This window comes from Hydrocarboniphaga sp. FW305-C-57 (assembly GCF_058783045.1).
This window is the reverse complement of sequence record NZ_JBYSYG010000001.1, coordinates 62,140-83,619: the sequence shown is the minus strand read 5'-3', so window position 1 is coordinate 83,619 and position 21,480 is coordinate 62,140. Positions and strand designations below refer to the sequence as shown.

Annotated in this window: 21 protein-coding genes; 9 read left to right on the top strand and 12 right to left on the bottom strand. The window is 66.2% G+C overall.

The window, feature by feature from the left end; all coding sequences use genetic code 11:
- The first annotated feature begins 6 nt into the window (after window positions 1-6).
- Window positions 7-1,794: a patatin-like phospholipase family protein gene (locus AC3WUM_RS00345; RefSeq protein ID WP_492408078.1), complete on the top strand. Its 1,788-nt coding sequence runs from the start codon at window positions 7-9 to the stop codon at window positions 1,792-1,794.
- Window positions 1,795-1,805: 11 nt separating this feature from the next.
- Here the strand turns inward: AC3WUM_RS00345 and AC3WUM_RS00340 are convergent, their stop codons facing one another.
- Window positions 1,806-3,785 (bottom strand): S9 family peptidase, encoded by a 1,980-nt coding sequence (locus tag AC3WUM_RS00340; RefSeq protein WP_492408929.1) that lies wholly within the window; start codon window positions 3,783-3,785, stop codon window positions 1,806-1,808.
- A gap of 197 nt (window positions 3,786-3,982) precedes the next feature.
- Here AC3WUM_RS00340 and AC3WUM_RS00335 point away from each other — a divergent pair, with 197 nt between their 5' ends.
- Entirely contained in the window at window positions 3,983-6,148 is a 2,166-nt protein-coding gene (locus AC3WUM_RS00335) for a prolyl oligopeptidase family serine peptidase (RefSeq protein WP_492408076.1), read from the top strand.
- Window positions 6,145-6,549, top strand: a complete 405-nt coding sequence (locus AC3WUM_RS00330) for a CAP domain-containing protein (protein WP_492408074.1) — start codon at window positions 6,145-6,147, stop codon at window positions 6,547-6,549. The genes AC3WUM_RS00335 and AC3WUM_RS00330 overlap by 4 nt, the downstream gene beginning before the upstream one ends.
- Before the next feature lie 54 nt (window positions 6,550-6,603).
- On the opposite strand, the gene erpA is transcribed toward AC3WUM_RS00330, so the two are convergent.
- From erpA to argC, 4 genes are read right to left on the bottom strand one after another with little or no spacing between them, the layout of a single operon-like run.
- Window positions 6,604-6,987, bottom strand: a complete 384-nt coding sequence (gene erpA / locus AC3WUM_RS00325) for an iron-sulfur cluster insertion protein ErpA (RefSeq protein WP_492408072.1) — start codon at window positions 6,985-6,987, stop codon at window positions 6,604-6,606.
- 12 nt (window positions 6,988-6,999) lie between these two features.
- Window positions 7,000-7,479, bottom strand: coding sequence for a bactofilin family protein (locus AC3WUM_RS00320; RefSeq protein ID WP_492408071.1), 480 nt, complete (start codon window positions 7,477-7,479; stop codon window positions 7,000-7,002).
- The gene (locus AC3WUM_RS00315; protein ID WP_492408070.1) at window positions 7,460-8,227 is read right to left on the bottom strand and encodes a DUF6776 family protein; all 768 of its coding nucleotides are present in this window, start codon (window positions 8,225-8,227) and stop codon (window positions 7,460-7,462) included. Before AC3WUM_RS00315 ends, AC3WUM_RS00320 begins: the two co-directional genes overlap by 20 nt.
- A gap of 18 nt (window positions 8,228-8,245) precedes the next feature.
- Complete coding sequence (gene argC / locus AC3WUM_RS00310) at window positions 8,246-9,277, bottom strand: N-acetyl-gamma-glutamyl-phosphate reductase (protein ID WP_492408068.1); 1,032 nt, start codon at window positions 9,275-9,277, stop codon at window positions 8,246-8,248.
- A gap of 134 nt (window positions 9,278-9,411) precedes the next feature.
- Between argC and AC3WUM_RS00305 the strand changes: the two genes are divergently transcribed.
- Window positions 9,412-9,846 (top strand): CopD family protein, encoded by a 435-nt coding sequence (locus AC3WUM_RS00305; RefSeq protein ID WP_492408067.1) that lies wholly within the window; start codon window positions 9,412-9,414, stop codon window positions 9,844-9,846.
- 75 nt (window positions 9,847-9,921) lie between these two features.
- Here the strand turns inward: AC3WUM_RS00305 and bfr are convergent, their stop codons facing one another.
- From bfr to AC3WUM_RS00290, 3 genes are all read right to left on the bottom strand, one after another.
- Window positions 9,922-10,401, bottom strand: a complete 480-nt coding sequence (bfr, locus tag AC3WUM_RS00300) for a bacterioferritin (protein WP_492408066.1) — start codon at window positions 10,399-10,401, stop codon at window positions 9,922-9,924.
- 125 nt (window positions 10,402-10,526) lie between these two features.
- Complete coding sequence (locus AC3WUM_RS00295; protein ID WP_492408064.1) at window positions 10,527-10,751, bottom strand: bacterioferritin-associated ferredoxin; 225 nt, start codon at window positions 10,749-10,751, stop codon at window positions 10,527-10,529.
- A 113-nt stretch (window positions 10,752-10,864) separates the two neighbouring features.
- Complete coding sequence (locus AC3WUM_RS00290; RefSeq protein ID WP_492408928.1) at window positions 10,865-11,362, bottom strand: RNA pyrophosphohydrolase; 498 nt, start codon at window positions 11,360-11,362, stop codon at window positions 10,865-10,867.
- 98 nt (window positions 11,363-11,460) lie between these two features.
- Here AC3WUM_RS00290 and AC3WUM_RS00285 point away from each other — a divergent pair, with 98 nt between their 5' ends.
- Complete coding sequence (locus AC3WUM_RS00285; RefSeq protein ID WP_492408063.1) at window positions 11,461-12,132, top strand: histidinol-phosphatase; 672 nt, start codon at window positions 11,461-11,463, stop codon at window positions 12,130-12,132.
- A 16-nt stretch (window positions 12,133-12,148) separates the two neighbouring features.
- On the opposite strand, the gene AC3WUM_RS00280 is transcribed toward AC3WUM_RS00285, so the two are convergent.
- Window positions 12,149-13,324 carry a FecR domain-containing protein gene (locus AC3WUM_RS00280; protein ID WP_492408061.1) on the bottom strand — a complete coding sequence of 392 codons (1,176 nt, stop codon included), beginning with the start codon at window positions 13,322-13,324 and terminating at the stop codon, window positions 12,149-12,151.
- Window positions 13,325-13,662: 338 nt separating this feature from the next.
- On the opposite strand from AC3WUM_RS00280, the gene AC3WUM_RS00275 reads away from it, so the two are divergent.
- Window positions 13,663-15,123 (top strand): RimK family ATP-grasp domain-containing protein, encoded by a 1,461-nt coding sequence (locus tag AC3WUM_RS00275; protein WP_492408060.1) that lies wholly within the window; start codon window positions 13,663-13,665, stop codon window positions 15,121-15,123.
- Window positions 15,124-15,139: 16 nt separating this feature from the next.
- Window positions 15,140-15,601 carry a GNAT family N-acetyltransferase gene (locus AC3WUM_RS00270; RefSeq protein ID WP_492408059.1) on the top strand — a complete coding sequence of 154 codons (462 nt, stop codon included), beginning with the start codon at window positions 15,140-15,142 and terminating at the stop codon, window positions 15,599-15,601.
- Between the two features lie 74 nt (window positions 15,602-15,675).
- On the opposite strand, the gene AC3WUM_RS00265 is transcribed toward AC3WUM_RS00270, so the two are convergent.
- The 3 genes from AC3WUM_RS00265 to lpxL all read right to left on the bottom strand — a co-directional run bounded on the left by AC3WUM_RS00265 (window position 15,676) and on the right by lpxL (window position 19,000).
- Window positions 15,676-16,833: a L,D-transpeptidase family protein gene (locus tag AC3WUM_RS00265; RefSeq protein ID WP_492408057.1), complete on the bottom strand. Its 1,158-nt coding sequence runs from the start codon at window positions 16,831-16,833 to the stop codon at window positions 15,676-15,678.
- Between the two features lie 89 nt (window positions 16,834-16,922).
- On the bottom strand, window positions 16,923-17,945 hold the full coding sequence (locus AC3WUM_RS00260; protein ID WP_492408056.1) for a tetratricopeptide repeat protein: 1,023 nt from the start codon (window positions 17,943-17,945) through the stop codon (window positions 16,923-16,925).
- Window positions 17,946-18,067: 122 nt separating this feature from the next.
- Window positions 18,068-19,000 carry an LpxL/LpxP family Kdo(2)-lipid IV(A) lauroyl/palmitoleoyl acyltransferase gene (gene lpxL, locus AC3WUM_RS00255; protein WP_492408055.1) on the bottom strand — a complete coding sequence of 311 codons (933 nt, stop codon included), beginning with the start codon at window positions 18,998-19,000 and terminating at the stop codon, window positions 18,068-18,070.
- 168 nt (window positions 19,001-19,168) lie between these two features.
- Here lpxL and waaA point away from each other — a divergent pair, with 168 nt between their 5' ends.
- Window positions 19,169-20,413 (top strand): lipid IV(A) 3-deoxy-D-manno-octulosonic acid transferase, encoded by a 1,245-nt coding sequence (gene waaA / locus AC3WUM_RS00250; protein ID WP_492408054.1) that lies wholly within the window; start codon window positions 19,169-19,171, stop codon window positions 20,411-20,413.
- On the top strand, window positions 20,410-21,447 hold the full coding sequence (locus AC3WUM_RS00245) for a ligase-associated DNA damage response exonuclease (RefSeq protein WP_492408052.1): 1,038 nt from the start codon (window positions 20,410-20,412) through the stop codon (window positions 21,445-21,447). The genes waaA and AC3WUM_RS00245 overlap by 4 nt, the downstream gene beginning before the upstream one ends.
- Window positions 21,448-21,480 lie beyond the last annotated feature (33 nt).

Sequence of the window (21,480 nt, the reverse complement as noted above, 5' to 3'; positions counted from 1 at the left end):
CGACTCATGGACATCCCCACCCTGCTCGCGCAGACCCCGCTGCTGGCCGGCATCGACGGCCCGGCGCTGGCGGCGCTGGCCGAGCGCAGCGTGGTCTGCAGCTTTCGCAGCGGGCAGACCGTGTTCAACATCGGCGCGCTCGCGGATTGCCTCTATATCGTCGGCATCGGCCGCCTGCGCGTCGACAACGCGGACGGCAGCCTGCGCGGCGAAGTCGGCCTGCACGAGTGCGTCGGCGAGATCGCGACGCTCGGCAACCGCACCCACAGCGGCCATGTCTACGCGGTGCGCGACAGCTACCTGTTGCGCATCGATCGCAGCGTACTGCTCGACTTCGTGCAGCGGCATCCGGCGGCCTTGCTGCGGCTCACGCAGGTCATCATCGACCGGCTGCAGATGCGCCATACGCCGGCCTCGCTCGCGCATGCACGCCGGCCGCGCGCGCTCGCGCTGGTGCCGGCGACGCCGGACATCGACATCGCCGATCTCGCGCGCCAGCTGCGCGGCACGCTGAGCGAATGCGGCCACACCGGCATCGTCGACGCGCATCGCGTCGACACCGCGATCGCGCCCGGCATGGCGCAGACGCTGCAGGACGATGCCAACGCCGACCGGCTCACGCGCCTGCTGCACGCGGGCGAAAGCCAGTTCCGCCACCTGCTCTATCTGCCCGATGCGCATCCGAGCACCTGGTCGGCGCGCTGCCTGCGCCAGAGCGATCGCGTGCTCGTGGTGGTGTCCGCAAAGACACCGCCGCACGCGACGCCGATGCTCGACCTGCTGCGCGACCTGCGGCTGCGCGTGCCGATCGAACTGATCGTGCTGCGCCCCGACGGTGCCGAAGCCGAGCACGTGCTGGCCTGGCGCGAGCTCGCCGGCGCGCGGGCGCACTACTTCCTGCGGCCGGGCTACGACGGCGACGCGGCGCGCATCGCCCGCAGCATGACCGGCCGCGCGCTCGGTGTCGTCATGGGCGGCGGCGGCGCGCGCGGCTTCGCCCATATCGGCCTGCTGCGCGCCCTGGAGGAGCTCAAGCTGCCGCTCGACGTGCTCGGCGGCAGCAGCATGGGCGCCTTCGTCGGCGGACTCGCGGCCTGCGGCCTGAACTGGAGGCAGATTCTCGAAGTGGCGCGCGAGACCTTCGTGCGCCGCAAGCTGCTCAACGATTACCTGCTGCCGCGCGTCTCGCTGATTCGCGGGCGCAAGTTCTATCGCCAGCTCGAGAACGTGTTCGGAGAACAGCAGCTCGAGCAGCTGCGCACGCCGTACTTTTGCGTGAGCACGAACCTCACGCGTGGCCAGAGCGTGGTGCACGAGCGCGGCTCGATGGCGATGTGGATCGCCACGAGCATGGCGGTTCCGGGCGTGGCGCCTCCGGTGGTCTGGCGCGGCGATCTGCTCGTCGATGGCGCCGTCGTCAACAGCCTGCCGACCGACGTCATGCAGGAGCTCGAACGCGGACCGATTCTCGCGTCCGACGTGTCGACCGAAGGCACGCTGACGATGCCCGGCATCGAAGGCCCGGACATCGACGCGGTGCTGCGCTGGACGCCGACCGACGACGAGGCGCGCCGGCCGACGCTGATGTCGATCCTGTTCCGCACCGCCACGCTGACGAGTGAATCGGGCGTACGCCAGCGCGCTCAGCGCGCCGATGCCTACCTGCGCCTGCCGGTCTCGGGCGTCGCCCTGTTCGACTGGAAGCGGCTCGACGAACTCGCGGAACGCGGCTACGAGTTCGCGATGCAGCAGCTGCCCGCGCTGCGCGCGCAGCTGCTGGCCTGCCCGATCTGAGGCGAGCCTCGTTAATGGGCCGTAGCGCCGATGTGCTTTTCGATGAAGGCGAGCAGTTGGGTGTAGAAGGCTTCACGATGCTCGATCTTGTAGAAACCGTGTCCTTCGGTCGGATACGTCAGCCATTCGAACGGATACTGGCGAACCTTCAAAGCATCCCGCAAAGCTTCGGCCTGGGAGAACGGCACCCGCGCGTCCTGTTCGCCGTGCGCGATCATGATCGCGGCCTTGAGCTTGTCGAGATGCGTGATCGGCGACTGTGCCGCCAGCATGGATGGCTCAGAGCCGAGCGCGAACTCCAGATATGCACGTCCGAGCTTGGTTCGCACGGTATCGCTGTCGCGTTTCTGACGAGCTAGATCGTAGGTCCCGGCATAGCCGACAGCGCAGCGATAGAGATCCGGGTAGCGCACCGCAGACATCATCGCAGCGTAGCCGCCGTAGCTCGCGCCATAGATGCAGATGCGCTTCGCGTCGACCATGCCCTGGTCGATCAGATGCTGCGTACCGGCTGCGATGTCATCGATCATGCCGCTGCCCCACTGATCCCGGCCCGCCTGAATGTAGCGGGAGCCATAACCGCTGGAGCCGCGGAAATTGACCTGCAGCACCGCGTAACCGCGGCTCGCGAGCATCTGAGCCTCCGGGTCGAACCGCCAGTGATCGCGCACTCCGAACGGCCCGCCATGCGGCAGCACCACGAGCGGCAACGGGGACTCAGGGCGCGCATTCGGCAGCGTCAGGTAGCCGCGGATTTCCATGCCGTCCTTGGCCTTGAAGCTCAAGGGACGCCGCTCGGCCATCAGTCGAGGATCGAGCCAGCCGCGCGCGGAGAACAAGTGATCGGCCTTGAGCGTTCCACGATCGAATAGAAAGAACTCGCCAGGATTGTGATCGTCATAGACATGCACCACGGCTTTGCTGCCGTCGTCGGACCACGAGGTGATGCGCACGGAATAGCCAGCGAAGCTTTTGACGAGCTGCCGCATGAGCTTGCCGTCGGCATGCTCGTCGAGCACAACGAGCTCCGGTTTGCCAGGCTCGAACTCGACGCCAATCGGCGTGCCGCCGTCGTGCGATAGCGAGTAATCCTGCACAGCAGCCTGCGGATAGCAGGCCAGCGTTTCACGCCGGTTGTCCTCCAGGCGATGTGCAACCAGGCACGGGGCGTCGTTCTGTTCATCCGAAAGCAGATACGCCGTGTCGCGCTCGATCGAAAAGCTGATCGCCTGCAGATTCGCGCCCTTCCGATCGCCGACATTGATCTGCTTCCAGTCCTGCTCGGTCTCGGTTCGCGCGTAGGTATCGATCGACATCAGACTCGAGTAATGCCCGACTGCATAGCGGATGAAACCGTTCGCGTCGGCGAGAAAATCGGTCCACCCGGGCTTGGGCGCGAACCCGACGCGCAGTTTTCCGCCGGTACTGACGTTCATTTTATAGAGCGTCGCCGACCCGAGTTCTCCTCGTTCCGTCCAAGGGAATGCCGCGATCAACACATTCCTCGGATCGTTTCGCAGACTGTCGATCACCGTGGCATGCGCATATTCAGCGTTGGCCTTGTTGATGTGCGATCCAGTGGACACGTCGCCGCGGTAGCCGAACAGGTACTTCGATCCACGCCCACCGACTTCGACACCGATCAACTCGCCGGTGAGGTCGGGCTTCTCGTCATCGCTGAGTTTCTCCGTCAGCGCATAAACCAACCGGTCCGCGCCGACCCAATGGATGTCCGCGATGCCCTGGCGATCGACCAGCCGGATTGCCTTGGCCAACGTTCTATCGTCCGTGCGCACGATGCCCAGCGCGCTGCCGTTGTCGATGCGCAGCTTGACCGCCAGATACTCACCGGTCGGTGACAGAATTGCATCTTCGTATTCGTCGGATCGCGCGAAATCGCGGACCGGAATGACCGATGCCATTGCCGATGGAGTCGAGGTCGTTTCAGCAAACACCGGCTCAGTACCCAATGCGCAGCCGAGCATCACCATGACCGCCAACAGCGGTTTTTCACCTGAAGATCGAGTCATTACCGCCCCCAGCGGTCGAGCCGGAATACCGAAATGAGGCGATTATCCGCACTGAACGTGCCAGTCCGCATGAAGCTTTTATGGCGATCGTCGAGTGGAGTGGTGTGCAAGCCGCTACCATCGGTCATCGCTGCTCGGAGCCTCAGGGATTTTACGTAATGCACTACCTATCCTTCACATTGGGCTTGCTGGCCGCAACGACATCGGCAACACAAGCCGCCCCGCTCACGTATCCACCCTCGCCAGAGGGCGATGTCGTCGACGTCTACCACGACGTCGCCGTTGCCGATCCGTATCGCGGGCTCGAGGATCTCGATTCTCCGCAGACACGCCAGTGGGTCGAGGCGCAGAACGCGCTGACGCTGCCGTTTCTCGCGGCGCTGCCCGAGCGCAAGGGTTTCGCCGAGCGTCTGTCGGTGCTGTGGAATTACGAGCGCTACGAGGTGCCGGAGAAGGTCGGCGATCGCTACTTCTTCGGCCGCAATGATGGGCTGCAGAACCAGAGCGTGCTGTACGTGCAGCAGGGCGACGGCAAGCCGCGCGTGCTGCTCGATCCGAACACGCTGGCTAGCGACGGCACCGTCGCGCTCGCGCAGATCAAGCCTTCGCATGACGGTCGCTGGCTCATGTATTCGACGGCCGTCGCCGGCTCGGACTGGAACGAGTTCCGCATTCGCGATGTGAGCACCGGTGCCGATCAGCCCGAAGTGCTCACGCGCATCAAGTTCTCGGACGCGCAGTGGACGCAGGACAACGCGGGCTTCTTCTACTCGCGCTACCCGGCGCTCGAAAAAGCCGATGCGACGAGCAACCAGGCCGTGTTCGACGGCCTGGCGAACCAGAAGATCTATTACCACCGCCTCGGCACTGAGCAGGCCGAAGACAGGCTCGTGTTCGAGTGGCCGGCCGAGCCGAAATGGTTCGTCGGCGGCGAGCTGACGCCCGATGGCCGCTACCTGTTCATCACGCTGCGTCCAGGCTCGGGCGACGAATGCCGGCTCTATGTGCTCGATCTGCAGGATGCGAAGGCACCGCGCTTCGACGCGCCCGTCGTCAAGCTCGTCGATGATTTCGATCATGCCTGGCAGCTCATCGGCAGCAAGGGGCGCGAAGTGTTCCTGAAGACCAATCTCGATGCGCCGAAGAACCACGTCATCGCGCTCGATCTCGACAGGCCCGACACCCAGAATGCGCGCGTCGTCGTGCCCGAATCGAAGGACACGCTGATCAGCGCCAAGCAGGCCGGCGGGCGCATCGCGGTGCTGAGCCTGCACGATGCGGCGAGTCGTCTCGCGACCTGGTCGTACGAAGGCCGGCATCTCGCCGACATCAAGTTGCCGGGGCTTGGAGCGATCTCCGAAACGCTGCACGGCGATGCGCACGACGACGAGTTGCAGATCGGCTATCAAAGCTACAACCAGCCGCTGACGCCGTATCGTGTCTCGCTCAAAACCGCGAGCGCCAAGCCGCTGCGTTCGGTGAAGCTCGCGTTCGATCCGAAGCAATACGTCACCGAACAGGTGTTCTATCCATCGCTAGACGGCACGCGCGTGCCGATGTTCATCAGCTACAAGAAAGGGCTCACGCGCAACGGCAAGGCGCAGGCCTTCCTGCACGGCTACGGCGGTTTCAACATTCCGAAGACGCCGGCCTTCGATGTCTCGGCGCTCGCCTGGATGGAGAAAGGCGGCGTGTTCGCGGTGGCCAATCTGCGCGGCGGCGGCGAATACGGCGAGCCCTGGCATCGCGCCGGAACGCGCGAGCGCAAGCAGAACGTGTTCGACGATTTCGCCGCGGCGGCGCGCTTTCTCGTCGACCAGCGCTATACCGAATATCCGCGCATCGCCATCTGGGGACGCAGCAACGGCGGCCTGCTCGTCGGCGCGAGCGTGAACCAGCGTCCGCAGCTCTGGGGCGCGGCGGTGGCGACGGTCGGGGTGATGGACATGCTGCGCTTCCACAAATTCACCGTCGGCTACGCCTGGACCGGCGATTACGGCTCGTCGGACGATGCGGACGGCTTTGCCTATCTGCGCCGCTATTCGCCGCTGCACACCACGCAAGCCGGAACGCATTATCCGCCGACGCTCGTGACCACCGGCGATCACGACGATCGCGTGCATCCGGCGCATTCGTACAAGTACACGGCCGCACTGCAGGCCGCGCAGGGCGGCGACGCGCCGGTGCTGATCCGCATCGACACGCGCGCGGGCCATGGCGCCGGCAAGCCGGTCGCCAAGATCATCGACGAGGAAGCCGACAAGCTCGCCTTCATGTGGCACTACACGTCGGCACCGTCGACGCCGAAAGCGCCGCGGCCTTGAACGTTCTCGAACCGCATCTGCTGGGCCTGCTCGAACGCACCAACACGGCGCGGCTCGACAGCGGGACCAACGTGCTGCGCATCGAGCGCAGGCTTACGAGCGCCGCCGAAGACCACGCGCGGTTTCTCGCGGAGGGCGGCTTCCTGTCGCACGGCGGTCGCCACGATTCGACGCCCGCGAGCCGCGCCGAAGCGGTCGGCTACAACTGGTCGCGCGTCGGCGAGAACGTGCTCGCGCGCACTGCGGCCGATGCACACGAAGCGTATCTGCAGTGGTGGAACAGCGAGGGGCACCGCGCCAACCTGCTGGAACCCGCGTTCATCGACTGCGGGCTCGCGCGGGCCTATTCGCCGCGCGTGGATTGCTGGTACTACGTGATGCTGCTGGCAGCACCAGCCTGAGCCGGTGGCTCAGCTCAGGCCGCAGGCCATAAGCCACCGCTCAGGCCACGAATCTCAGACCGAGAACGAAGACCCGCAGCCGCAGGTCGTGCTCGCGTTCGGGTTGCGAATCACGAACTGCGCGCCTTCGACGGTCTCTTTGTAGTCGATCTCGGCGCCGACGAGGTACTGCAGGCTCATCGGATCGACCAGCAGCGTCACGCCGAGCGTCTCGACGCTGGTGTCGTCCTCTTCGGCCTGCTCGTCGAACTTGAAGCCGTACTGGAAGCCCGAGCAGCCGCCGCCCGAGACGAACACGCGCAGCTTCTGGTTCGGGTTCTCCTCCTCTTCGAGCAGCTCGCGCACCTTGCGCGCGGCCGATTCGGTGAACACCACGCCGTCGCTCGGCGGAGCCACGGCAGCGGCGGAAGGCGTATAGGTGGACGGTTCGGTACTCATGGCAAAACCTCTTTAGCCGTTGGCCTGCTGATGATGAAACGCGTCGCGGCCATCGATGACATTGGACTCGGACGACTCCGGCGCTTCCCCGTCCTGCTTGTGGGTGATCGCCGCGGGGACATTGGACTCGTGGGTGAGCCGGCCGTTCACCTGCGCACCGGCCTGCATCTCGAGCGAACGGTACACCACGTTACCGTTCACGCGCGCCTTGCCGCCGAGCGTGATCTTCTCCAGCGCATGGACGTCGCCGTTGATGATGCCGTTGAGCACGATAGTGGGGACACGGACCTCGCCTTCAATACGCCCGCTCTCGCTGACCGACAGATGCGCCGGCTTGTCGGTCCTGGCGATGACCGCGCCGGTCAGGACGCCGTCGACGTGCAGGCCACCCGAGAAGCTGGTGTCGCCGACGATCTCGGTCTGCCGGCCGATCAGGGTTTCGACCGCACTGACGCCCTTGGAAGGCTGTTTATCATTCGACGTGAATTTCATGCTCGGACCTCTGGGCTTGGATCTTACTCCAGTCAAACTCCTCCTCGACCGGAGGCGAGCCCTCGCCGTCGACGGCGAGGCTCACCATGACACGGATCGGGCGAAAGTCCTTCGGCAGCGTGAACACGCCGCTGAATTCCTGGAAATACTTGAACGCGAACGCCGGCAGGCTTTCGCCGCTGCTGAGCAGCGAGCTCAGATCGAGGCGCTTCTGCTGTCCGCCCTGGCTGCCGAGCAAGGCGACGCGCGTCTGCCCGGCGACCCGCTTCTCCTGGCGCACCGACTGGATCAGCACCAGATCGTAGCGCCAGAGGTTGGCCTGCGCCTGGGGCGTCATCCGCATTTCGAGCACGCGCACCCCGGCCTTGCCGACGTCGGGCGACATCACCCCGCGATAGAACGCGATTTGCTCGCGCAGATCGGCGGCCTCGGCCTGCAGGCCGGCGAGCGATTCCTTGACCGATTCGCAAGCCTGCCCGTCGATCTGCTGCGAGCGCTCGGCGTACACCACCTGCTGGCGCAGCTCGGCGTTTTCGGACCTCGCGCTGCGCAGCTCGCGCGCCAGCGAGCGGCGCTCGTCGCGCAGTTGTTCGAGCTCGCTACGCGTCTGCTTGAACTCGCGCACCGTCGAGGTCCGCGCGTATGCGAACAGCATGAAGCCCGCGATCGCGAGCAGGGCCGCAGCGCCCGCGATCGCCGCCGCCCGCATCCACGGTCGGTGGCGCGTGATGACGATGCGGTGCTGCACGCGCCGGGCGACCGGGCGCTAGGGCAACAGGCCCGGGGCCTGCAGCCCCGCGTCCTCGGGCAGATCGAACATGAGGTTGAAGCACTGCAGGGCCTGCCCCGACGCGCCTTTGACGAGGTTGTCGATCACCGACAGCACGATCACGGTCTTGCCGTCGGGCGCGCGATGAACAGCGAGGCGGCTCTGGTTGCCGCCGCGCACGCTGCGTGTCTCGGGATGCTCGCCGGCCGGCAGCACGTCGATGAAGGGCTCGCCGCTGTAGCGCTGCTCGAACAGCTTCTGCAGATCGGCTTCCGGCTGCGTCAGGCGCGCGTAGATCGTGGCGTGGATGCCACGGATCATCGGCGTCAGATGCGGCACGAAGGTCACGCCGACCGGTCCGCCGGCCGCGATCGCGAGCTCCTGGTCGATCTCGGACTGATGGCGGTGGCCCGTGACGCCATAGGCCTTCAGCGAATCGGCGACTTCGGCGTACATCGAACCGAGCTTAAGCTCGCGCCCGGCGCCCGAAACGCCGGTCTTGCTGTCGGCGATGATGCCGTGGGGGTCGATCACGCCGGCTTCGAGCAGCGGCACCAGACCGAGCTGCACCGCCGTGGCATGACAGCCCGGGTTGGCGACCAGGCGCGCGTGCTTGATCTCGATGCGATGCGTCTCGGGCAGGCCGTAGACGGCTTCTTCGAGCAGCGCAGGCTGGGTGTGCTCCATGCCGTACCACTTGCGGAATTCGGCCGCGTTCTTGAGCCGGAAGTCGGCCGACAGGTCGATGACCTTGACGCCTTTTTCGATCAGCGCCGGGGCCATCTGCATCGCGGTGCCGTGCGGAGTGGCGAAGAACACCGCGTCGCATTCGTCGAGCCTGGCTTCGTCAGGCGTGGCGAACACCACGTCGCAATGGCCGCGCAGGTTCTGGAACAGGCGGTCGGCCCGCAGCCCGGCTTCCTTGCGCGAGGTCAGGGCGACGACCCGTGCATGCGGGTGATTCGCGAACAGCCGCAGCAACTCGGCGCCGGTGTACCCGGTGCCGCCAACGATTCCGACCTTGATCATGAGTTTTCCAGCCGACTGCAGACGACGCCAAAGGACGGCGATAATAGGACTTCCCCGCCAGCCGTCAAAGCATCGGGACACTCCGGCCAGGCGGCTCGCAAGGCTCGATCGGAGCTTCCCAGCCAGGAGTTGCCATGTTGTGGCTCAAAGCGTTCCACGTGATCTTCGTCGTCGCCTGGTTCGCCGGGTTGTTCTATCTGCCGCGCCTGTTCGTCTATCACGTCGACACCCGTGACCAGGCCGGCCACGAGCGCTTCGTGATCATGGAGCGCAAGCTCTACGGCCTGTCGCTGATCGCGATGATCGGCACCTGGGTGTTCGGCATCGCCACACTGCTGTCGGCCGACGCGGCCTACGCCAAGGCGGTGTTCTGGGGCATGGGCTGGCTGCACGCCAAGCTCGCGCTCGTGCTGCTGCTGTCGGGCTACCAGGGCTGGCTCAAGGTCAACCTGCGCAAGTTCGCGGCCGGCCAGAACACCAAGTCCGCGCGATTCTGGCGCTTCATGAACGAGGTGCCGGCGCTGATCCTGATCGCCGTCGTGATCCTGGTGATCGTCAAGCCGTTCTGAGCCTTCGGGCCGCATCAACGAAAAAGGCCGCGAACGAGTCGCGGCCTTTTTCGTTGCGGCTGCAGAACTCGCCGCTCAGTGCTCCATCTCGCCGACGGCGGTCTGGATGTAGTTCTGCAGGCCCATCGAGTCGATCAGCTTGAGCTGTTCCTCGAGGAAATCGATGTGCTCTTCCTCGCTCTCCTGGATAGCCACGAGCAGCTCGCGCGTCACGTAGTCCTTCACCGATTCGCAGTGGGCAATCGCGTCGCGATACAGCGGGTGCGCTTCGTGCTCGAGCTTGAGATCGCATTCGAGCAGCTCTTTCACGTTCTCGCCGATGTAGAGCTTGCCGAGATCCTGCAGGTTGGGCAGGCCATCGAGGAACAGAATCCGCTTGATGAGCTTGTCCGCGTGCTTCATCTCGTCGATGGATTCCTCGTACTCCTTCTTCTCGAGCTTCTTGAGGCCCCAGTTGCCGAGCATGCGCGCATGCAGGAAGTACTGGTTGATGGCGGTGAGTTCGTTCTTGAGCGCGAGATTGAGGTACTCGAGAACCTTGGCGTCGCCTTGCATGGCTGGGGCTCCTGTCGAATCGGGGAATCGAATTAACGGAGCGCAGTCTAGCCGCCGCCGGACTCGCATGTCCAGCGTAAGTGCTTGTTGAATAAGCTATTTTCTACTGATTATGAGTGTGATTCTCATGCGCTCGCAGCGGCCGCGCCGAGCGTCGGCAGCAGATCGGCCAGCCGCACGGGCTGGGTCGCGAGCGATTGGGCGAGCACTTCTCGGGCCTGCGGGACGCATTTGCCGCAGCAGGTGCCGAGGCCGGTCTCGCGCGCGAGTTCACGCAGCGTCGTTGACCCGTCTTTGACGAGACGGCGGATCTTGGTATCCGAAACGGCCTTGCAGACACAGACGTACATGCACGCAAGCTCAAATGAGAACGATTGGCGATACGCTACGACATCGCGCGGACGGAATCAAATGACAATCGTTATCGTCTCAGCGCCAGAGCGCCACCCGGCAAATCGTAGACCTAGACAGCCGCCTGGACGCGCGGCAGCGCACCGATCAGCGGGGCGAGTTCGCTGAGCGCCTGCAGGTAGACCTCACGCTTGAATTCGACGACTTCGCTGGCCGGTAGCCACCAGTCCACCCAGCGCCAGCCATCGAATTCGGGAGTTTGGGTCTCGTCGAAATGCACCCGGCCCTCGTCCCCGACGAGCTTGAGCAGGAACCACTTCTGCTTCTGGCCGATGCAGATGCGCCCGCGGCCCTGGCGCACATAGCGCTGCGGCAGCCGATAGCGCAACCAGCCTTGGGTTACACCGATAATTTCGACATCGTCGTCGATCAGACCCAGTTCTTCGTGCAATTCGCGAAAAAGCGCCTGCCTCGGCGATTCGCCGCGCTTGATTCCGCCTTGCGGAAACTGCCAAGCCTCCTGGCCGATCCGCTTGGCCCAGAGTGCCTGGCCTGCGGTGTTCGTCAGGATGATGCCCACGTTAGGGCGATATCCGTCAGAATCAATCACTTGATTCAACTTCGAAGAAGAGCCTTGGGTCGATTCTTCCACAAGCCCGTCAGGCCCGGCAAACTGCCGCGCCCCCGTTCCGCCGACTCCCGAATCACATGCGCCTGGCCTTATTCGACCTCGACAACACCCTGCTTGCCGGCGACAGCGACTATCTCTGGGGCCAGTTCCTGATCGAGCAGGGCTGCGTCGATCGCGGGACCTACGAGCGCGAGAACCTGCGCTTCTACGAGGCCTACAAGGCCGGAACGCTCGATATTCACGAGTTCTGCCGCTTCAGCTTCGCCCCGCTCGCGGCCAATGAGCCGGCCATGCTGCTGGCCTGGCGCGACCGTTTCGTGGCCGAGAAGATCGCGCCGATCGTCGCTCCGCTCGCGCCGGCGCTGATCGAGAAGCACCGCCAGCAGGGCGACCACCTGCTCATCACCACGGCGACCAACCGCTTCGTGACCGAGCCGATCGCCCGGCTGCTCGGCGTCGACACGCTGATCGCGACCGATCCCGAAATCGTCGACGGGCACTACACGGGGCAGGTCGCCGGGCTGCCGAACTTCCAGGCCGGCAAGGTCGTGCGGCTCGAGCAGTGGATCGCCGAACGGGGCGAAGGCGTCGAGCATCTGAGCTTCTACAGCGATTCGCACAACGACCTGCCGCTGCTCGAGCGCGCCGACCTGCCGGTGGTCGTCGATGCCGACGCCCGACTGCTCGCGGTGGCCCGGCAGCGCGGCTGGCGCTCGATCAGCCTGCGCTCGGAGATCGAGCTCGCCTGAGTCGCCCGGAAGCGGCTCAGTAGTTCGCGGGCCAGACCTGCGCCATGCCGTAGCGCTGCTTGAGCTGCTCGGCGTAGGACGCGGCTTCGGCGCGCGAGGTGAAGTTGCCGATGGTCACGCGGTAGTAGGTCTGGCCGTCCTTGAGCAGCGGACGCACCTGAGCCGACAGGCCCATGTCGACCAGGCCCTTGGCCTCGAGCCGGGCCGATTCACCGTCGGCCAGCGAGGCGGCGACGAGCGTCCAGCCGTGGTCGCCCGCAACGGCCGGCGTCGCGGCCGCCGGATTCGCCACCGCCGCAGCCTGTGAAACGGCCGGCATCACCGCCGGACGCGCCGCGGGCGCAGGAGGAGCCGGGGCTGCGACCGGGCGTTGCACTTCGGACGAGGCCAGCGAGCGCACCGGCACGATCGGGGCCGCCGCGGCGGCGGGCGCTTCGATCACCGAGTCGGGCAGCTGTTCGGGCGCGATCGGCTTGGGCGCCGGAATCGGCAGCGGCACCGGGCGAGCCGCCGGCTGGGCCGGACGCTGAACCTGCGCGACCTGCGTCGCCGGCAGCTCGTCCGCGAACGCCAGCTGGCTCAGTCGCTGCGTGGTCGCGAGCCGATCGGGCATCAGCCGGCGCGTGGCGGTGGTGTCGACCTGCAGGCATTCACCGGGCTCCTGCAGGCGGTCGTAGCCATTGATGCCCTGCAGCTCCACCGTGCCCGCGAGCACGCAGATGGTCTTCTGCTTGCCGCTGACCTGGGCCCAGACGTCGCCGCCTTCGGTGCGCAGGCGCACGTCACCGAGCGTGAGCCGCACGTCCTGCGGAACCGCGGTGGCACGGCGGCCGTCGATGCGGATGGTGCCGCTGTTGAGCGCGAGCTTGAGCACGGCCATGCGCGAAGTCAGCGTGATCGGCGACTGCTGGGGAACTTCGAGACTGCTGTCGGCGCCCAGGCGGATCAGCGTGCCGTCGATGAAATCGAACGACGCCCGCCCTTGTGCGCCGGTGACGATGCGATCGCCGGCGAGCAGCCGGCGATGCGTCTCGAGTTCGTACTTGGTCGAGGCGCGCTGCAGCTGTGCCGGAGCGGCCACGCGCTCGACGGCCAGCGAAGGCTCTTCGGCTACGGCGACGGTAGAGGCGATCGACAGTAGCCCGGCGAGCGCAAGACGGGAGGCACGAGAGGACGCGAGGCGGGCGGACATGGGCGTGGCGATACCGGCTGAGATCACGATAGCTGAGATTATTTATACAAAAAAAGAATTTTGCCACTCAATTAAACACACCATCGAGCAGTTGGCGACGCGGCCCTCGTCAGGGCGATCGGCGACAGCGAATCAGAGCCGCTGATCGCGGCGGTGAATAATGAGTGAAGGCTGGAAGGGGATGCTAGGATTTCCCACTCCTTTCCTCACCGACTCGCGGTTTTACAGCGCATGAGCTCCGCGCCACCGCTTCAAGGCTTCAGCACGTCGTCCGACGAACCTTTCGAAGCCGCCTCCGAAGCGGACCCATCGCGACACGCCTCGCGCCGGGGCGCGCCGTGAGCGGCCTCGTCGTCGTCGATTCGCGCAGCGACTGGCCGCTGCAGATTCCGGGCATGCATGTGATGACGGCCTGGGATTACCTGACGCTCGAGCCCGAGGTGCTCCAGCGCAACATCCGCGTCTACAACCTCTGCCGCAGCTTCGAGTACCAGAGCACCGGCTACTACGTGAGCCTGCTCGCCGGTGCGCGCGGGCATCGTCCGCTGCCGGACGTCACCACGATCCAGGACTTGAAGCTCGCCGAATCGCCGAGCGTGCTCAACGACGAAATCGACGAGCTGATCCAGAGCAGCCTGAACCGGCTCGGCGGCAGCGAGTACGTGCTCAACGTCTATTTCGGCCAGAGCCCGACCAAGCGCCACGAGCGACTCGCGCGCGCGCTGTTCAACCTGTTCCCGGCGCCGCTGCTGCAGGTGAGCTTCGACTATCGCGGCGAAGACTGGCGCGTCGATTCGGTGGGCCCGATCGCGCTCGGCGAAGTGCCGGCCTCGCACATCGAGTTCATGCACCAGGCCGCGCGCGATTACTTCACGCGCCGGCGCATGCCGCGGCAGAAGAAGGACAGCTATCGCTACGACCTCGCGATCCTGATCAACGAGAACGAGAAGGAGCCACCGAGCAACGCCAAGGCGCTCAAGCTGTTCGAGAAGACCGCCGAAGACCTCGGCTTCCAGGTCGATTTCATCGACAAGGGCGACTACGGCCACGTCGCCGAATTCGACGCGCTGTTCATCCGTGAAACCACCGCGGTGAATCACCACACCTATCGCTTCGCGCGCCGCGCCGAGCGCGAGGGCCTGATCGTGGTCGACGATCCGAAATCGATCCTGCGCGCCGCGAACAAGGTGTTCCTGGCCGAGCTGATGGACCGGCACCGCATTCCGCAGCCCAAGACGATGCTGATCCATCGCGGCAACGTGAAGCACATCGCCAAGGAGCTCGGGTTTCCGTGCGTGCTCAAGCAGCCCGATTCGCAGTTCTCGCGCGGCGTCATCAAGGTCGAGAACGAGGCCGAGCTCAAGCGCGTGGTGCGTGATCTGCTCGAGCGCTCCGACATCGTCATCGGCCAGAGCTTCGAGCCCACCGACTACGACTGGCGCGTCGGCGTGCTCGACGGCGTGCCGCTCTACGCCTGCCGCTACTACATGGCCAAGGATCACTGGCAGGTGGTCAAGCGCGGCGGCAACGGCGCCAAGATCGAAGGCAATCACGACACCGTCGCGATCGAAGACGTGCCGCTGCCCGTTCGCACGGTCGCCGTGCAGGCCGCCAAGGCCGTCGGCAACGCACTCTACGGCGTCGATCTCAAGCAGTTCGGCAACGTCGTCAAAGTGGTCGAGGTCAACGACAACCCCAACATCGACTTCGGCGTCGAAGACCTCGTGCTCAAGGACGCGCTGTACAAGCGCATCATCGAATACTTCGTGCGCCGCCTCGATGCGCGCGTGAAGACCTGACGGCCGAGCCCCGACGATGAAACTCGCGTGCCTCGTGCGCCGGGCCACGCTCGCCGACCTGCCCGCGCTGATCGAACTCGAAGCGCTGTTCCCGTCGGACGCGATGACCCGCCGCACCCTGCGGCGCTTCATCCTGGCGCCGAACGCGGCGTTTCTGATCGCGGAACACAACGGCCGCGTGATGGGCAACCTGCTGATGCTCACGCGCCGCGATACGAAACTCGCGCGCATCTATTCGGTGATCGTCTCGCCGGCCGCACGCGGGCTCGGGCTCGGACGCGAGCTCGTGGTTGCCGCGGAGAACGAAGCGCGTCAGCGCGGCTGCTCGGCGATGGTGCTCGAAGTGCGCGTCGACAACGTCGTGGCGCGCACGCTGTACGAGCGGCTCGGCTACACGCTGCTCAAGCCGCTGCCGGGCTACTACGAAGACGAGGGCGACGGCCTGCGGCTGCGGAAGCCGCTGCATCCGGCCGAATAAGGAACACCTTCATTTCTGTCATTCCCGCGAAGGCAGGAATGACAGATAAGAGCCTGACTGCTGCTCATCGAGCCTCAGTCCAGATTTTCCTCGCGGAAAATTTTCCACTCGCCCTTGGCGTTCTTGCGCCAATACTGCTGCTTCTTGGCGCTGGAGCTGAAGTTGTCGCTGCGGTAGTTCAGCGTGAACTCGGCCAGCATCATCGCCTCGCCCGGATAGTGGTAGAGGCTCATGTCGGCGAGCTTCACGTCGATGAATTTCTTGCCCGCGTTGACGCGGCGCTTGTGCTCGGTGAACGACTTCAGGTTCATGCCGCCGGTGGTGAATTCGGGGCCGTAGAACGACAGATAGCCTTCGGTGTCCTTGCCCGCCCAGCGCTTGCGCCAGGCTTCGATGCGCGCCAGAAACGCCTCGCGATCGCGCGTGACTTCGCTCTTGGGCACCCAGTCGAGCTTGTCGGCCAGAATCACCGGCGCCTTGTTCGAATAGACATAAGGCTTGAGCGCGACGAGATCGTCGTTGGCCATCGTCACGCAGCCTTCGCTCGAACGCGGAGCGCGCACGTAGGTGCTGCGTGGCACGCCGTGCAGCCAGATGCCGTAGCCGGTCTTGACCTGAAAGCGGTCCCACAGGTTCGGGTAATTCAGTGGCAGCGCGCCGGCGCCATAGAGCTCGGGCAGTTCGTTGTCGGACTTCCAGCCAGTGACGTGATAGATGCCCACGGGCGTGCGCAGATCGCCCGAAGCCTTCTTGCCGAAACCGTTGCGGCCCATGCCCGAATAATGGCTGCGGATCAGCTTGAGTTCGCCGCCCTTGTTCTGGAACAGGTTGAGCCGCGAATGCGGCAGATCGACGATGACCAGATACGGATATTCATCGGCGAGCCTGAGCACGCCGGCCGGAACGAGGCCCGGCGCCGGAACGAAGCGCGACTGCTCGTTGCGCAGGCGCGCTTCCTCGAAGAACTCGCGCACGCGCGGGTCTTCGCTGTCCGGCATGATGCCGCGCTTGCCCGAGCGCGCGGCGAGCATGTCGCCATACAGGAACTGGGCGAGGTGGAAATTGGGCTGCGCCTGCGTGAGCTGCGACAACAGCTGCAGCGCCTTGCCCGAATGCCCGGCCTGAATCTCACCGATCGCCGAAACCAGGCGGCTCTCGGGATCTGCCGCAGTGGACGCAGCCGTCATCACCAGCGCCAACAGCGCAAGCGCGGCCGATCGTGCCGGCCGCATCGAATACCGCTTGAACATTAAGAAGCCCGCGCCCTGGCTGGGAGCCGATCAGAGAAACAACGGAAGCCTTGTCGCCGCGCCGCAGCGGATCAGCGCGAGTACTCGCGCACGATCAGCCAGCTCGATCCGGCCTGCTGCAGCTCGAGTGTCTTCTGCGTGTTGTCGGAGAAGCTGTCGGAGACGTAGCTCTGGTTGAAGCTCACCGACATGCGATCGGCCGCCAGACGGCTGAACACCGGGTTGAGCGCCTTCACCTGAATGCTCTTGGCGCGCGAGATGCGGTCGCGACGCTGCGCTTCCCAGGTCGAGCGGCCCAGACCACCCTCGGGCATGAAGCTCGGCGAATACGTCGCGAAGTACGCGTTCAGATCCTGCGACGACCAGGCCGCGGCCCAGGCGTTGACGACGCTCGTGACGCTGGCCGCGGTGGCCGAATCCACCGTCAGCGCAGCCGCCGGCGGCGGTGTCGAAGTGGACGGCAGCGTCGACGGCGGTGGCACGGTGGCCGGAGCCGCGGCGGCCGGCGGCGGCGTGGAGACCGTCGTGGTCGGGGCCGATGCCACCGAAGTCGAGGCCACGCCCTGGCCGTCGAGCTGGCCGATCAGCGCGAGCTTGGAGCGCACGCCCTGGTTGGCCGCATCGAGCGAGAGCGCGCGGTTGTAGGCGGCGCCGGCGAGCGCGGCATAGATGTCGCCGAGATTCTCGTGCGCGGTGGCATAGCTCGGGTGCGTGGCGAGCGCGGCCTCGAGCGCATCGCGGGCCTTTTCGTAGTCGCCCTGCTGGGCGTAGAGCACCGCGAGGTTGTTGTACGGCTCGGGCAGCTGCGGATAGTCGCGCGTGAGGTCGGCGAACACCTTCACGGCTTCGGCACTGCGGTTCAGGCGAACCAGCACGAGGCCGCGCAGGAAGCGCGCCTGGGCGTCCTGCGGCTGTGACTTGAGCTGGGCATCGAGCTTCTTGAGCGCCTGGTCGAGCTGGCCCTGCTGCAGCAGCGTGGACGCTTCTTCGACGGCGGTGGCCGCGACCGCGGTCTGCGCCGCCGCGAGCAACAATGCGGCCGTCAGGCCGCGACCGATCATTCTGCAGGAGTGCCAGGTCACACGTTTATTCACGCTTGGAACCTCGGTGATTCGTGAATGGAGCGGGAAGCCCGCATCTTAGCAGCAGGTCACCGATGCGGGTCATGCGCGCCATGCGCTGAATCGGCGAGGGTTTTGCCTCTACGGACAGGCGTTCAGTAAAGCTTCGGCTCGCCGGCGGGCCGCTTCTTGAAACGGCGGTGGATCCAGAAATATTGCGGCAGCGCGAGCCGCACTCCCTCTTCGATGAGCGCGTTGATGCGCCGGGCATCGGCCTGCTCGTCGCCGCTCGGAAAATCTTCCAGCGGCGGCAGGAAGCGAACCACCCAGCGCGAGCCCTCGCGGCGCGGGAAGTACGGCAGCACGCCGGCGCGGCCCATCTGCGCGAGCCGGGCGGTGGCGGTCAAGGTGAGCGTCTGCACACCGAAGAACGGGGCGAACACCGAAATCTTCTCGTCGAGCGTCTGGTCGGGCGCGTACCAGATCGCCCGGCCCTCGCGCAGGGCGCGCACGAGCCGGCGCAGGTCGTCGCGCGGCAGCGCCGGCAGCTTCGAGCGGCTCTCGCGCCAGCGGTGCATGCAGAAATCGAGCACCGCGTTGTTGTACGGCCGGTACATGGCGTGGAACGGCAGCCGCGCCGTGGTGCAGAGCACGCGGGCACCGATCTCGAGCGTCGTGAAATGGCCGGTCAGCAGCAAAAAGCCGCGGCCCGAGGCCAGCGCCGCGTCGAGATGCTCGCGCCCTTCGATCGCGAACCGTGGAGCGAGCCGGGCATCCGAGGCGAACCAGGCGATACCCGCTTCGAGCGCCCCGGCACCGACCGCGGCGAAGTGCTCGTCCGCGAGCCGTTCGTGCTCCTGCGACGGCAGCTCCGGAAAGCAGACGCGCAGATTGGTCAGCACCACCTGGCGCCGGCTGCCTGCGAGCCGGCCGAGCGCCCGGCCGAGTCCCGAGCCGAGCGCGAGCACCCAGGGCACCGGCAGCTGGGCGACGAGCCAGAGCAGGCCGATGGCGAGCCAGGTCGGCCAGTACCAGGGGGCGATCAGGCGCGCGGTGAACGGCGGGGCTGCGGAAGGGGCCGGAGTCATAAGTCGCGCAGTCTAGGCAACTGCACGACCTGCGCGCATTTTTCCGGCGAACCCTCTCTCCCCTGCTTTGCAGGGACTCTCTCCCGCCAGCGGGAGAGAGGAACATCGAGCGCAGGCACGCCTCGAACGCGCATCGATCCGCCCGGTTGCCGATATCCTGGACCGGCCATGCGCCCGCTCTACACCCTGCTGCTCTACCTGCTGACGCCCTTCGTGCTGCTGCGCCTGCTGCTGCGCAGCCGCGCCTTGCCGGATTACCGCCGACGCTGGAACGAGCGCTTCGGCTTCGTGCGCCGGCCCGCGCAGCCCGTCGCGGTCTGGGTGCATGCGGTTTCGGTCGGCGAATCGCTCGCCGCGATGCCGCTGATCAAGGCGCTGGTCGAACGCCATGGTCGCGGCCGGGTCTGGGTCACCACCACCACGCCGACCGGCTCGGCCCGCGTCACCGAGGCGCTCGGCGACGCCGTGCTGCACAGCTACATGCCCTACGACCTGCCCGACGCGGTCGCCCGCTTCGTCGATCGCACGCGTCCTGAGCGCGTCGTGATCATGGAGACCGAGCTCTGGCCCAATCTGTTCCAGGCGCTCAAGCGCCGCGGCACGCCGCTCGTGATCGCCAACGCCCGGCTGTCGCCGCGCTCGTTCCGTGGCTATTCGCGCGTGCGCGGCTTTGCGGCCGAAACGCTGGCCTGCTGCCGCGTGGCCGCGCAAAGCCCGGCCGATGCGGAGCGCTTCCGCTCGCTCGGAGCGCCGCGGGTCACGGTCATGGGCAACATCAAGTTCGATCTCGCGCTGCCCGAGGCGCAGCTCTCCGCCGGTCGCGAACTGCGCGAGCGCATCGGCGCGAGCCGGCCGGTGTGGATTGCGGCGAGCACGCACGAGGGCGAGGAGCTCGCCGCATTGCAGGCCCATGCGGCGCTGCGCCAGCGCTGGCCCGACGCGGTGCTGATCCTGGTGCCGCGGCATCCGCAGCGCTTCGACGAAGCCGCGCGCACGATCGAGCGCCAGGGCCTCGCGTACCGGCGCCGGTCCGAACCGCGCGAGTTCGGCGACACCGCCGTGCTGCTCGGCGACTCGATGGGCGAAATCTTCCTGTACTACGCCGCGGGCGACGCCGCCTTCGTCGGCGGCAGCCTCGTCGACGTCGGCGGCCACAACGTGCTCGAACCCGCCGCGGCCGGTTTGCCCGTGCTGTTCGGCCCGCGCATGCACAACTTCCTGCCCGCGCGCGAACTGCTGCTGGAGCGCATCGCTGCGATCGAAGTCGCCGACGCCGCTGGCCTGGCGCCCGCACTGACTCGCTTGTTCGAAGACGCCGCTTTGCGCGAGCGCATGGGCGCGGCCGGACGCGACGCGGTCGCCGCCAATCGCGGCGCTCTCCACAGACTGCTGCAAGAGCTCGAAACCGCGTGACTGATCTCATCATCCCGACCGACCAGGGCCTCTATTGCCCGGCCGGCGATTTCCACATCGACCCGTGGCGGCCGGTGCCGCGCGCGGTCATCACGCACGGCCACGCGGACCACGCGCGCTCGGGCTGTGGACGCTACTGGGGCGCGGCGCCGGGCTTGGGCCTGATGCGCGAACGCATCGGCTATGGCGCTGGCATCGTGCCTCTGGCCTACGGCCAGCGCGTCGCATTCGGCCCGACCACGGTCTCGCTGCATCCGGCCGGACACGTGCTGGGCTCGGCGCAGGTGCGCGTCGAGCACGAGGGCGAAGTCTGGGTCTGTTCGGGCGACTACAAGCGCGATCCGGACCCGACCTGCGAGCCCTTCGAAGTGGTGCCCTGCGACGTCTTCATCACCGAGGCCACCTTCGGCCTGCCGGTGTATCGCTGGCAGCCGACCGAGGAAGTCGCGCAGGAAATCTTCGAGTGGTGGCAGCAGTGCAAGGCCGACGGCGTCACCGCGATCCTGCATTGCTACGCGCTCGGCAAGGCCCAGCGCATCCTCGCCGAACTCGCGCGCCTGAGCAGTGAGACCGTCTATCTGCACGGTGCGATGACCAAGCTCGTGAAGCTCTATCGCGACGCCGGCATCAAGATGCTGCCGACCGACGCGGTCGGCAATCAGCCCAAGTTCTTCGACTGGAAAGGCCGGCTCATCCTCGCGCCACCGGGCGCTGGCGGAACGCCGTGGATGCGCCGCTTCAAGCCGTTCTCGGCCGCTTTCGCCTCGGGCTGGATGCGCGTGCGCGGCACCCGCCGCCGCGAAGCCTACGATCGCGGCTTCACGCTCTCCGACCACGCCGACTGGCCCTCGCTGCTGCGCACGATCGAAGAGACCGGAGCCAAGCGCGTGCTCGCCACGCACGGCAACACCGACGCCCTGGTCGCCTGGTGCCGCGAACGCGGCATCGAGGCGCGCGAGCTCAAGACCGAGTACGAGGGCGAGCCGACCAAGGCGGACCAGGGCGCCGAAGAGAGCACTGCCGATTCGGCATGAACCGCTTTCCCGCCTCGCCGCCGTTGCCGCATT

Bases quoted from the DNA above. Each gene is read 5' to 3' on its own strand.
- AC3WUM_RS00345 (WP_492408078.1), top strand. From the start codon at position 7: ATGGACATCCCCACCCTGCTCGCGCAGACCCCGCTGCTGGCCGGCATC.
- bfr (WP_492408066.1), bottom strand. From the start codon at position 10,401: ATGCAAGGCGACGCCAAGGTTCTCGAGTACCTCAATCTCGCGCTCAAG.
- AC3WUM_RS00270 (WP_492408059.1), top strand. From the start codon at position 15,140: ATGAAACTCGCGTGCCTCGTGCGCCGGGCCACGCTCGCCGACCTGCCC.
- AC3WUM_RS00280 (WP_492408061.1), bottom strand. From the start codon at position 13,324: ATGTCCGCCCGCCTCGCGTCCTCTCGTGCCTCCCGTCTTGCGCTCGCC.
- AC3WUM_RS00285 (WP_492408063.1), top strand. From the start codon at position 11,461: ATGCGCCTGGCCTTATTCGACCTCGACAACACCCTGCTTGCCGGCGAC.
- AC3WUM_RS00340 (WP_492408929.1), bottom strand. From the start codon at position 3,785: ATGGTGATGCTCGGCTGCGCATTGGGTACTGAGCCGGTGTTTGCTGAA.
- AC3WUM_RS00265 (WP_492408057.1), bottom strand. From the start codon at position 16,833: ATGCGGCCGGCACGATCGGCCGCGCTTGCGCTGTTGGCGCTGGTGATG.
- AC3WUM_RS00305 (WP_492408067.1), top strand. From the start codon at position 9,412: ATGTTGTGGCTCAAAGCGTTCCACGTGATCTTCGTCGTCGCCTGGTTC.
- AC3WUM_RS00335 (WP_492408076.1), top strand. From the start codon at position 3,983: ATGCACTACCTATCCTTCACATTGGGCTTGCTGGCCGCAACGACATCG.
- waaA (WP_492408054.1), top strand. From the start codon at position 19,169: ATGCGCCCGCTCTACACCCTGCTGCTCTACCTGCTGACGCCCTTCGTG.
- AC3WUM_RS00295 (WP_492408064.1), bottom strand. From the start codon at position 10,751: ATGTACGTCTGTGTCTGCAAGGCCGTTTCGGATACCAAGATCCGCCGT.
- erpA (WP_492408072.1), bottom strand. From the start codon at position 6,987: ATGAGTACCGAACCGTCCACCTATACGCCTTCCGCCGCTGCCGTGGCT.
- lpxL (WP_492408055.1), bottom strand. From the start codon at position 19,000: ATGACTCCGGCCCCTTCCGCAGCCCCGCCGTTCACCGCGCGCCTGATC.
- argC (WP_492408068.1), bottom strand. From the start codon at position 9,277: ATGATCAAGGTCGGAATCGTTGGCGGCACCGGGTACACCGGCGCCGAG.
- AC3WUM_RS00320 (WP_492408071.1), bottom strand. From the start codon at position 7,479: ATGAAATTCACGTCGAATGATAAACAGCCTTCCAAGGGCGTCAGTGCG.